The following is an 11,294-nucleotide window of genomic DNA, read 5'->3' as shown; positions in this document are numbered from 1 at the left end:
CGATTATCCATTCCTTTACGAAAGGCGAGATGAATCATGACCTTAATCACTAATCCACAAGCGGAGCAAGCCGCAACTGAGACCGTATTAACGAAAAGAGTTGAGTTTTCCTTATTTTTCGAGGTTCGCAACGGAAATCCTAACGGAGACCCCGATGCGGGCAACATGCCGAGAATCGATCCGGAAACCGGATTCGGCATTGTTACGGATGTGTGCTTAAAGCGCAAAGTACGTAATTACATTGAACTTACGCGTGAAAGCGAAGAAGGTTTTAATATCTACGTTACGGAGGGGGGCGTATTAAATGAACAGCATCGCAAAGCTTATCGCGCGCTACGTCCCTCCGATGCCGACAGCAAGGAACTGAAACCCAAAGATGCTCAAGAAGCAGCGTTGCTGACTAACTGGATGTGCAGTAACTTTTACGACATCCGTACCTTCGGTGCAGTCATGACCACGAAGGTAAATACGGGGCAAGTGAGAGGCCCAGTTCAGTTCACTTTTGCTCGCAGCATTGATCCGATCTTCTCCCAAGAAGTGACCATTACTCGCCAAGCCGTTACGCAAGAGGGGGCGGACAAGGATCGCGAGATGGGTCGCAAACACGTTATTCCTTACGCCTTATACCGCATGGACGGCTACATCTCCGCATACTTGGCCGAGAAGACGGGGTTCACCGAATCAGACCTGGATGTTTTGCTGGAGGCGCTCACGAATCTGTTCGAGCATGATCGTTCGGCTTCTCGCGGTCAAATGGCGGTTCGCAAGCTGGTGATTTTCGAGCATTCCTCCAAGCTGGGCAATGCACCTGCTCATCGTCTGTTGGACCTCGTGAAGGTTAAGAAAACAACCGATGGAATCGTGCGGTCTATCGAAGACTACGCCTTCACCATTGATCGGGATAACGTTCCCGAAGGCGTTACTCTGATTGAGCGTGAGTAGCTATGAATTCTGAAGGTAATCCCCGCTACGAAGAAGATGAGCTGCTTATGATCTCCGGCATTCAGCACTATGCTTTCTGCCGGAGACAGTGGGGCCTGATCCACTTGGAGCAGCAATGGGCGGAGAACGTGCTGACCTTCGAGGGAAGACAAATGCATCGACGCGCAGACGATCCTTATTTCAGCGAAACCCGGGGGGATGTGCTCGTATCCAGAGCCATGCCCCTTGTTTCATCTCGGCTTGGCCTGTATGGCGTTGCCGACGTTGTGGAATTCCACGCCGTTGTCGGAGCGTTGGAGACGAACAAAGTCAGGCTAACCGGTCGCAAAGGCTGGTGGCTGCCCTATCCCGTCGAATACAAACGCGGCAATCGCAAGGATGGCGACTATGATGAAGTGCAGCTATGCGCACAGGCCATTGCATTGGAAGATATGCTGGGCGTAACGGTGGAAGAAGGCGCCCTGTACTACGGAGAACGAGAACGAAGAGTCGGCGTCCGATTCGATATACCTCTGCGTGAACGCGTCTATGGACTAGCTGCCGAGATGCATCGCGACTTCAGCAGCGGAATAACAGCCAAAGCATTATACGAGCCGAAATGTGGAAGCTGCTCTTTGGAGGCTCTATGCAAACCCAAGATGAGCGTGACCGCAACCTCTCGTTATCTTAAAGATTATCTCCATGACGAGGCGGAATGAGGAGGTGCAGACGATATCCGAAAGCTGCTGAACACGATCTATATTACGGCTGCGGACAGCTATCTGACCAGAGATGGGGAAAATGTTGTCGTTCGCAAGGAAGAACAAGTTGCGCTTCGCATTCCTATTCATAACCTCGAAAGCATCGTCATGTTCGGTTATGCCGGTGCGAGCCCTTCTCTTATGCACTTGTGTATGGAGAGAGGCGTAAGCCTGTCCTTCCTGCAAGAGAGCGGTCGATTTCTTGGCAGCGTCGTCGGTAACGTTAAGGGCAACGTGCTATTGCGCCGTAAACAGTATCGGATGGCCGATGGTCCTGATGCCGCAAATTTTGCCGGACGATTTATATTTGGGAAGATCGCCAACGCCCGGGCTGTTCTAAGAAGAGGCCTGAGAGATCATGAAGAGACCATCGTCTCCGAGAAGGTCGACCGGGAAAGCGAATTTCTCAATCGTTATATGAGACGCGTACTACGTGAAGCTAAGCTTGATGACCTGCGAGGAATCGAGGGAGAAGCAGCCCGCCGATATTTTTCGGCATTTAATGAACTGATACTTGTCAATAAAGAACACTTCTATATGCGTGGGCGGAATCGCCGACCGCCGTTAGACCGCGTCAATGCCATGTTATCGTACCTGTATGCCCTACTGAGAACAGACTGTCAATCCGCGCTTGAGACCGTTGGTCTTGATCCGGCGGTCGGATTTCTCCATCGAGACAGACCGGGTCGCCAGAGCCTCGCGCTGGATCTCATGGAGGAGCTTCGCTGCTATATGGTGGATCGTCTCGTTCTCTCAATGATTAACCGTAAACAGGTAGGCGCGAAGGATTTTTTATTCAAGGAAAATGGCGCTGTCATGCTCAAGCCCGAATTAAAAAAGGAGCTTATAACCGCCTGGCAGAAACGAAAACATGAAGAAATCCGACATCCCTTTTTGAAAGAAAAGATTTCTCTTGGCCTTCTCCCTTACGCTCAGGCACTATTGTTGGCTAGAACGATCAGAGGAGATTTGGACGGTTATCCACCTTTCTTATGGAAATAAAGGAGTCTGGACAGTATGATGGTTCTCGTGACTTACGACGTGGAAACAACGACCCTAGCCGGAAAAAGGCGCCTGCGCCAAGTCGCAAAATCTTGTTTAAACTGTGGCCAACGGGTTCAGAACTCGGTATTCGAATGTCTGGTTGATCCGGTTCAATTCAAGCAGCTAAAAAGCAGATTGGAGAAGATTATTGATCCTGACAAAGATAGCTTGAGATACTATATGCTAGGTAACAATTGGAAAAATAGAGTTGAGCATGTAGGAGCAAAAGCAGCTTACGATCCTGAAGGTCTGTTGCTTATTGATTAGCAGTTGACATCAGTGCGAACCCCAAGCTCACATGATTTTCCTGGGAGGTTCGCACCCTTAGCGTGGTAAGGCTTTGAGGGATTATTACCTCATTGAATGGATTATTTGGGGTACTCGTAGTAGAGGTTCGCACAAAAAGCCCCGAATCCCTTGTCCCATAAGGACTCTTTTAGTATACAGTCGCTCCCCGTGCGGGAGCGTGGATTGAAACTTGGCTTGGAGGGCGAACAAGTAGTCCTGTTCCGGGGTCGCTCCCCGTGCGGGAGCGTGGATTGAAACTGGCGGCGATTGGCCTTAAGCAATTTGCCGCAGACGTCGCTCCCCGTGCGGGAGCGTGGATTGAAACAAATGAAAGATGCGGAAACTTGCTAAGGAGCTTGTCGCTCCCCGTGCGGGAGCGTGGATTGAAACTGCTCGACAATATCAAGACGCGCTTGGGCAAGTGGTCGCTCCCCGTGCGGGAGCGTGGATTGAAACGCGATCAGATGATGCGTGGCGATCTTGTCGTCAACGTCGCTCCCCGTGCGGGAGCGTGGATTGAAACTTCGCTGCCAGGCCACATCTGGATAAAATGAGAAGTCGCTCCCCGTGCGGGAGCGTGGATTGAAACTGCAGAGACTACGGAAACAGTTACGGATACACAAGGTCGCTCCCCGTGCGGGAGCGTGGATTGAAACTGGCGTTTACATTGATAACACGACTTACTTTGTGTCGCTCCCCGTGCGGGAGCGTGGATTGAAACAGCCCGTTTGACTACGGGGAGCTGATTTTTGATGGTCGCTCCCCGTGCGGGAGCGTGGATTGAAACGATGCAACTGGACGGCAGTCAGCTGGAGGGCATTAGTCGCTCCCCGTGCGGGAGCGTGGATTGAAACTGCGGGAATACGACGTCATGTCCTTCGATAAGCGTCGCTCCCCGTGCGGGAGCGTGGATTGAAACATCCCGTTTTGGGAATTGCTCATGAAAGCCGGTTTGTCGCTCCCCGTGCGGGAGCGTGGATTGAAACGCCATCCATCCAGCGTATAAGGATGACTTGGATAAGTCGCTCCCCGTGCGGGAGCGTGGATTGAAACGACAAGTCTACGACGATGCAACCAAGCGCCACCTGGTCGCTCCCCGTGCGGGAGCGTGGATTGAAACACGGATATAAGCCGAAGTAAGTTCGCCTTCACCGTCGCTCCCCGTGCGGGAGCGTGGATTGAAACGTGCTTATCGCTGTTGACGACAAGGGTTTGAGCAGTCGCTCCCCGTGCGGGAGCGTGGATTGAAACTGGAGGAAGCTGTTAGAGAGTGGAGAAAGAACAAGTCGCTCCCCGTGCGGGAGCGTGGATTGAAACCGTGTCGGCTGGAGCTAGGTCCGTGACGATTTCGTCGCTCCCCGTGCGGGAGCGTGGATTGAAACGTTGGAGTTATTCTCACCACAGCAAGCTTGGTGCGTCGCTCCCCGTGCGGGAGCGTGGATTGAAACTCCGTATACGGCGGAACTTGTTTCAAATGCGGGGGTCGCTCCCCGTGCGGGAGCGTGGATTGAAACAAGTGATGCGTTCGGCACATCAAATTTTCGGACAAGTCGCTCCCCGTGCGGGAGCGTGGATTGAAACGGCGATGTACTCCGGATCGCTGATCATGGCACCTAGAGTCGCTCCCCGTGCGGGAGCGTGGGTTGAAACGTGTTGCGAATGTTGTCCTGGATACGCCTAATCGTAGCTCCCCGCACGGGAGCGTGGGTTGAAACCAACAACATGGCGATTGTCTTAAGTGTCGTCACGGTCGCTCCTCTCGCGGGAGCATGAATTCAACCATCTATCCGAACACGAAGCCCCCACCCCACCCGCAAAAAAACAAGGACGAGACGGGAATCTCCTCCCGACCTCGCCCTTGTTTGTTATTCACGAGCCCCAGTTAGGCTCTTATATAATCCAATTGTACGAGGCTCCGGGTCCGCACTTACCTCTTCCATAAGTCTTGCCGCGAAGGCTTCATAGTGCAATCGAACGGCCGAAAGATCCTGAGCATCCGCGCAGGCTTGGAGAATGGCCCGACAAATCTCGTCCGAATACGGCTCCTTCTCCTGCAGCTCAAGCAGGCGCTTGAAGGCCCTCTCCGGGCTGCCTCCCTTGAGCTCATATTTGGCCGCCTGCAATACCAGCGACTGATAACGCAGCTTAAGATCTACCCTTCTGGCCTCCGCCCAGCGAAAATCATGCTCCTCCAGGTAATCTCCCCGATAGAGCGCAATCAGACTTAGCGCATGCTTGAACTGCTCTTCCGTGACAATCTCAGCGCCGACGGCTTCCCGCTCCATCAGGTCGACATCCGTCTCCAAGCCTTGCCACTTAAGACGATAGCTGTCCAAGGCAAATTCGACCTTCGCTTCGACTCCCCACCCCTTCAGAATTTTCCTGATCTGGGATATCGCAGTATGCAGATGGGGGATCGCACGGTCGTATTCGTAATCCGGCCATAGCTCCTCCAGCATCCGCTCCTTCGGAATCCATTGTCCCTGCTGAGCAACGAGATAGGCGAACAGCTCCTGCGCCTTCAGCGTCCTCCATTTCTGCTTGTTGCCCGCGCTTATCCCCTCGCTGAGCGAGAGCCGCTTAAACAGCATGACCTGCGGATTGTCGGCCACCGGAGTTTGCGGAGCTCGCCCCATCGTTCTCCGCACCTTCTCGATCCGATCGACCGTCTTGACGAACCTAGCGAAGCTGACCGGCTTCAGCAAGTAGTCTAGCGCGTATAGCTCGAAGGCTTCGATTGCATACTCCGAGTTCGCTGTAATATATACGATCAGAATATCGCGGCCCAGCTGTTGAATGGCGTCCGCCGCTTCCAGCCCGTTCATGCCCGGCATCCCGATGTCCAGAAACACGATAGGCACCGGCTCCTCGGAGAGGAACGCAATGCCCTCCTGGGCGGAGGTGAATTTGCCAACGATCCGTATTCGTTGATCCTGCTCTACGAGCCGCTCCATTTGCATTAAAGCCAGCGGCTCATCATCAATTAGAATAGCGTTCATAGTTGTCTATCCGTCCTCATCGTTAAATTCCTCTTGCGGGCGAACCAATGGCACGCTGAAGCTGACGCTCGTCCCCTTCTCCCGTTCGCTCTCCACCTGCAGGCCGCTTCCGAATAATCGGCTTAAGCGCCAGTGAATGTTTTTCAGACCTACTCTTCCTGTTGGCTTATCGGCGAGAAGCACGGCCAGCTTGTCGGGCGGAATCCCTTCGCCGTCATCCTGCACCTCAATGCGAACCGCTCCATCCGTCTCCAAGATGCGAAGCTGGACCGTTCCTCCGTCAGGCTTCTTCATGACGCCATGATTGACGGCGTTCTCGACGATCGGTTGGATCGTAAGCGGGGGAATGAGCATATTCATGCTGCCGTTCTCCTGAATGTCCACCTTCAGCCGTTCCCCGAAGCGAACCTGCTCGAGCGCCAGATAGGACCTTACAAGTCCCATCTCCTTGTCCAGCGTAATCAACCTGTCCCGATTATGGAATTCAAAGCTGCCGCGCAAATATTGACTCAACTCGATCAGCAGATCCATTGCCTGCAGCGGATTGACGGGACAGATCGCAATAATCGAATTCAAAGCGTTGTACAGAAAATGGGGCTTGATCTGCGCTTGCAGAAACGCCATCTCGGTCTCGACGACCGATCGTACGGATTGACGCAGCTCCAGCAGCGTTCGAACGCGGGCCTTCAGCTCCTCCGAGTCCACCGGCTTGCTGAGGAAATCGTTGATCCCCGCATCGAATCCCGTGCGGATATCCTCCGAACCGCTTCTGGCGGTCAGCAGAAGCACCGGCATCTCGGACAGCAGGAATTTCTTGCGAATCAAGCGGCACAGCTCCAGCCCGGACATCTCCGGCATCATCCAGTCGGTAATGACAAGATCGATATTCGGGTTGTAGATCACTTCCTCCAGCGCATCCTTGCCATTATCGAAGGCGAGGACGGCATGTCCTTCAAGCGTCAGCAAATTAATGAGCACCTGAAGATTAACGGGATCGTCGTCCACGATAGCCACCGTATAGCGGGAGACCGGCCCCTTGGCGAGGCTTTCCCGGCTTGTGCGGCCGGACTCGACGGGAAAGCTCTGATCGCTCTCGGCCTGCGCGGACGAATCGTTCTTGACCGACGAAGCGGCTGCGGGAATCGTAAAATGAAATTGAGAGCCCGCGCCGAACTCGGATTCCGCCCAGATTCGGCCTCCATGCAGCTCCACCAGCTTCTTCGCGATATTTAACCCCAGCCCCGTCCCGTGAAACTCCCCAGTATCGGGCTCGCCGAACTGTTCGTAGGCTTGAAACAAGTAGGGGATTTCCTCGGGCTGGATGCCTCTTCCGGTGTCGGAGACCGTTATGCGGACGAATCCGCCCTCCGTGCGGGCGCGAATTCGAATCTCGCCCTTGGCTGTGAACTTCGCGGCATTCCCCAGCAGATTATAGAGCACCTGGCGCAGCCGCTCCTCATCCGATTGGAGCAGCGGCAAGCCTTCCGGCCAGCTTAGGACGAGGCGGATATCCTTGCCCCGAAGCATATGCTTGATGACCTCCGCGACAGACTCGGCGACCGCCCGTCCATCCACCGCACGGACATGAAGCTTAATCTCGCCGCCCTTCAGCCGCGTAAAATCGAGAATGTCGTTGATCAGGAAGGAAAGCTGCTTCCCTGCCGTGACAATCATCGCAAGGTGCTTGCCCTGCTTCTCGTTCGCAGTACCGGCCGCGCCTTCCAGCAGCGACTGGGCAATATTGATCATTCCGTGAAGCGGCGTGCGAAGCTCGTGAGAGGTGGTCGCCATGAATTCGTCCTTCAAGCCGTCCAGCGTAAGCAGCCTCTTGGAGAGCTGATCCACCTCCTCGAACGAGCGAGCGAACCTTTTGGCCAGCAGCAAGGCTTGAGCCATGACGAAGATAAACAGCTCGATTGGAACGATAAGCTGATTCTCCAGATAACCGAGCACATTCATGATTTTCGCAATTACAACGAAAAAAATGCTCTGCATGCTCAGCAAGATCAATAGCGCGTCTTCATTGCGCTGACGAATTCCCTTGGTCAATACGTACAGAACGTAGCTGATGTTAACAAAACCGTAGGCAAAGAAGAAGATTTCCGCCTTCGAGAAGACGACTGGAGGAATGGTAGCGCTGCTGATTAACAGGATGACGATAGCCGCCTGCGCAACTTTCAGATACTTGGGATTAATGACGTTTTTCACCGATACGGACACGTAGGAGAGCAATGCAAAATGAATCGCTGTCGAAGAGACCATCTGCAATCGCAGCACGGCATCGTAGGACAGCCCGGGCAGCACCATCCCGATCAGCTTCTCCCCTTGTGTCAGCACGTAAAACAGTGCGGATACGCAGAATAGACACATGTAGAGCAGCGACGGCTCATTGCGTCTCATCCGGTAGAGAAAGAGGAAGTAAGCCGCAGGGATAGCAAAGCCCGCAATCGTCATAAAATCCGCGAAGAGCTTCAATTCCCGGCCGCTTACAATCGAGGCGTAATCGCCGAATTCGATGGCATAGATCATTCCGCCCGAAGCGTAGCTGTAATTGGCCACCTGTACAAGCACATCCACCTGGCTGCCGGATACGGAGGCGAAGCTTGCGTAGGGGATATTGCCAGATTTGCTTTCTTTGGCCGACTTGCCCGGAAGCCCGCTGGCCCCAACCTCTTGCCCGTTCAGGAATATCCGGTTGGCCGTGCGTATATTGTTCGTATGGATACCGTAGACTTGCTGCTCGGATTCCGCAAGCCGGATACGCAATCGATAGGTCCCGAAGCCTACAGCAGCGGATTCTCCAGAGCCTGATAGGTACTCGTTCCATTTTCCCGGAATCTCCACAAGACTCGGCTGCGAAACCCTAACTTGCGCGCTGCCGTCCCGCTCCAGATCCTTCGGAGTCAGCAGCTCGTTGCGATAAAATTCCCATTGCCCGTTAAGCTCCACGCTGCCGTCCTTGGAGAAATTCCATCCGGTTAAATCCATGAAGCCGCTTTGGGCCTGAGGCGCGTGGGGTTTGTCCTGAATCATCGCGAACAGCCAATAAGCAGGTACTGCGAAAATGACCAGAACGATAACGGCAGCTTGCGCAAGCTTTCTATTCATGTCCATATCTCCGATTGAATGCTAGTCTCTATATATTCGAAATCGGATGGCCGATATCCTGTCGAAACGAAGCAGAAAATTGTCGAGATTGCCCCGAACGCGCGAATAGCCCCCCGCTTCGCCGAATCGGGGGGCTTGCCAATATGATTTATAAGATTAAATCAGAGAAATTCGCTCCCGCTTGTGCGCCGACTCCAGACATGCCTCTACCAGCTTCATGTTGGCAACCGCGTCCTGCGCAGGGTACGCGGGCTCCTCTTGCCCCCATACGACTCTGGCGAACTGATCGGCTTGCGCCACGTAGGCATCCACGGCATAAGGCTTTTCTTCCCTAAGCAGATCCCCGACCTGCACCGTAATGCCGTCGTTGTGCTTGTTCGGGAGAAAGGACGGCTTCAGCGTAATGCTGCCTTTCGTTCCGACGATCTCCAATTCATTGCGAAAGGACGCCCACATTCCGCAATCGAAGGTTAACGCTACGCCTCCGGCAAACTCGACCAGACCGGATGCCATCATGTCCACATTGTCGTGTTCGGGCGAAAATAACGCTTGCACGGTGACCGCCTCAGGCTCGGCTCCGGTAATCCAGCGCGCGGCGCTGAGCGGATACACCCCGACGTCGTATAACCCTCCGCCGCCCCAAGCCTTCACTTGGCGGATATCTCCCTTCGATTCTGCTCCGTTGTAAGTAAACGCGCCGCGTATCGCCCGGAGCTCTCCGATCTCTCCGGAGGCGATTATTTCCTTGACCCTGGCAATGCGCGGATGATGCCTGTACATGAAGGCTTCGGCTAGATGAACGCCCGCCTCCTTGCAGTAATCTACCATGCGTTGAGCCTCTTCCGCATTAAGCGCCAACGGCTTCTCGCACAAAATATGCTTGCCCGCTTTCGCGGCGGCCAGCGTCCACTCCAGGTGAAGATGATTCGGAAGCGGAATGTATACGGCATCGATATCCGCGTCCGCCAATAACGCCTCATAGCTGTCATAGTGCTTCGGTATGGCGAATTGCTCTGCCTTTTCCTTCGCTTTGCCCGCGCTTCGGCTCGCAATACCAACCAGTTCTCCTGTCTCCGACGCCTGAATCGCGGGAATTACGGCACGGTCTGCAATCGCGGCGCAGCCGAGAATCCCCCAACGCAAACGTTTCATCGTCCAGTCCCCCTTCGTTATCCCTCACCCAGTCATTATAGCATGCTCGGGTGTCTTTTCGACCACGTCGATATCGGTTACAATGGGACAATAGCTGCTAGACAGAAGGAGAGAGACAGATGCCCTACCGTTTGATTGCCATGGATCTCGACGATACGCTGTTGACCGACGAATTGACGGTGACGGAAGGAACCCGTCAAGCCATGAACGAAGCCATCGCTCAAGGCGCGCACCTGACCATCGCCACGGGCAGGATGTTCGATTCCGCCCAGAAGATCGCCCGCCAGGTCGGCCTGAACGTTCCTATCATTACGTACCAAGGCTCGCTGATCAAAAACCTGCTGGACGAAGAAGTGCTCTACGAGCGCTCTATCCCGGTTGAGGTCGCTCGCGAGCTTTACGAATACTGCCAGACTCACGGCTTGCACCTGCAAAGCTACATCGACGATAAGCTCTACGTGTCCGAGGACAACGAGAAGATCGTCGCCTATGCGAAGCAATCCAATATTCCTTATATCGTGGAGCCTGATTTCTCCCGCATCATCGAGCATCCCAAGCAGACCAAGATGCTCATTATCGACGACCCCGCCAAGCTGGACGCCCTGCTTCCGGAGCTGAAGGCCGCCTTGGGATCGAAGGTGCATCTGACCAAGTCCAAGCCGAACTATCTGGAGTTCCTTCACCTGGAAGGCACCAAGGGGCATGCGCTTCGCTTCCTGGCCTCCCATTACGGCATTCCGCTGGAGGAGACGATCGCCATGGGCGATGCGATGAACGACCACGAGATGGTGGAAGCCGCAGGTCTGGGCGTCGCCATGGCCAACGCCGTTCCCGCGTTGAAGGAAATCGCCGATTTCATCACGCTCAGCAACAACGATGAAGGCGTCAAGCACGTTCTGGAGAAATTCGTCCTGAATTCATAAGCTTGTCTACAAGCTAAAAGTCTGTATCGTTCAAAAAACGGAGCCGTCGTCGGCTCCGTTTTTTGAACTCGTTTTTCGCGTGCGGAAGGTAGACGCGC

At 54.2% G+C, this 11,294-nt stretch carries 8 protein-coding genes and 1 CRISPR repeat array; of the genes, 5 read left to right on the top strand and 3 right to left on the bottom strand.

Annotation, left to right across the window (positions count from 1 at the left end; all coding sequences use genetic code 11):
- Positions 1 to 36 precede the first annotated feature (36 nt).
- From cas7c to cas2, 4 genes are read left to right on the top strand one after another with little or no spacing between them, the layout of a single operon-like run.
- On the top strand, positions 37 to 942 hold the full coding sequence (cas7c, locus tag ACFO1S_RS15705) for a type I-C CRISPR-associated protein Cas7/Csd2 (protein ID WP_204605625.1): 906 nt from the start codon (positions 37 to 39) through the stop codon (positions 940 to 942).
- A 2-nt stretch (positions 943 to 944) separates the two neighbouring features.
- Entirely contained in the window at positions 945 to 1,640 is a 696-nt protein-coding gene (cas4, locus tag ACFO1S_RS15700; protein ID WP_204605626.1) for a CRISPR-associated protein Cas4, read from the top strand.
- Between the two features lie 15 nt (positions 1,641 to 1,655).
- Positions 1,656 to 2,684, top strand: a complete 1,029-nt coding sequence (gene cas1c / locus ACFO1S_RS15695) for a type I-C CRISPR-associated endonuclease Cas1c (protein ID WP_204605667.1) — start codon at positions 1,656 to 1,658, stop codon at positions 2,682 to 2,684.
- Between the two features lie 15 nt (positions 2,685 to 2,699).
- On the top strand, positions 2,700 to 2,993 hold the full coding sequence (gene cas2 / locus ACFO1S_RS15690) for a CRISPR-associated endonuclease Cas2 (protein ID WP_204605627.1): 294 nt from the start codon (positions 2,700 to 2,702) through the stop codon (positions 2,991 to 2,993).
- 179 nt (positions 2,994 to 3,172) lie between these two features.
- Positions 3,173 to 4,729: a CRISPR direct-repeat array (repeat unit 32 nt; unit sequence GTCGCTCCCCGTGCGGGAGCGTGGATTGAAAC).
- 150 nt (positions 4,730 to 4,879) lie between these two features.
- Here the strand turns inward: cas2 and ACFO1S_RS15685 are convergent.
- From ACFO1S_RS15685 to ACFO1S_RS15675, 3 genes are all read right to left on the bottom strand, one after another.
- Positions 4,880 to 6,013 (bottom strand): response regulator, encoded by a 1,134-nt coding sequence (locus ACFO1S_RS15685; protein ID WP_204605628.1) that lies wholly within the window; start codon positions 6,011 to 6,013, stop codon positions 4,880 to 4,882.
- Positions 6,014 to 6,019: 6 nt separating this feature from the next.
- The gene (locus ACFO1S_RS15680; RefSeq protein WP_204605629.1) at positions 6,020 to 9,121 is read right to left on the bottom strand and encodes a hybrid sensor histidine kinase/response regulator; all 3,102 of its coding nucleotides are present in this window, start codon (positions 9,119 to 9,121) and stop codon (positions 6,020 to 6,022) included.
- Positions 9,122 to 9,277: 156 nt separating this feature from the next.
- Positions 9,278 to 10,273 carry a Gfo/Idh/MocA family protein gene (locus ACFO1S_RS15675; RefSeq protein ID WP_204605630.1) on the bottom strand — a complete coding sequence of 332 codons (996 nt, stop codon included), beginning with the start codon at positions 10,271 to 10,273 and terminating at the stop codon, positions 9,278 to 9,280.
- Between the two features lie 119 nt (positions 10,274 to 10,392).
- Between ACFO1S_RS15675 and ACFO1S_RS15670 the strand changes: the two genes are divergently transcribed.
- The gene (locus tag ACFO1S_RS15670) at positions 10,393 to 11,196 is read left to right on the top strand and encodes a Cof-type HAD-IIB family hydrolase (RefSeq protein ID WP_204605631.1); all 804 of its coding nucleotides are present in this window, start codon (positions 10,393 to 10,395) and stop codon (positions 11,194 to 11,196) included.
- Positions 11,197 to 11,294: the final 98 nt, after the last annotated feature.

It is taken from the genome of Cohnella boryungensis (assembly GCF_042651945.1).
Taxonomy (GTDB): domain Bacteria; phylum Bacillota; class Bacilli; order Paenibacillales; family Paenibacillaceae; genus Cohnella; species Cohnella boryungensis.
Note: the sequence above shows the minus strand (reverse complement) of the source record. Positions and strands in the feature narration are given on the sequence as shown.

Excerpts from the sequence above, each read along its gene's own strand:
- cas7c (WP_204605625.1), top strand. The coding sequence starts at position 37 with ATGACCTTAATCACTAATCCACAAGCGGAGCAAGCCGCAACTGAGACC.
- cas4 (WP_204605626.1), top strand. The coding sequence starts at position 945 with ATGAATTCTGAAGGTAATCCCCGCTACGAAGAAGATGAGCTGCTTATG.
- cas2 (WP_204605627.1), top strand. The coding sequence starts at position 2,700 with ATGATGGTTCTCGTGACTTACGACGTGGAAACAACGACCCTAGCCGGA.
- ACFO1S_RS15685 (WP_204605628.1), bottom strand. The coding sequence starts at position 6,013 with ATGAACGCTATTCTAATTGATGATGAGCCGCTGGCTTTAATGCAAATG.
- ACFO1S_RS15680 (WP_204605629.1), bottom strand. The coding sequence starts at position 9,121 with ATGAATAGAAAGCTTGCGCAAGCTGCCGTTATCGTTCTGGTCATTTTC.
- ACFO1S_RS15675 (WP_204605630.1), bottom strand. The coding sequence starts at position 10,273 with ATGAAACGTTTGCGTTGGGGGATTCTCGGCTGCGCCGCGATTGCAGAC.
- ACFO1S_RS15670 (WP_204605631.1), top strand. The coding sequence starts at position 10,393 with ATGCCCTACCGTTTGATTGCCATGGATCTCGACGATACGCTGTTGACC.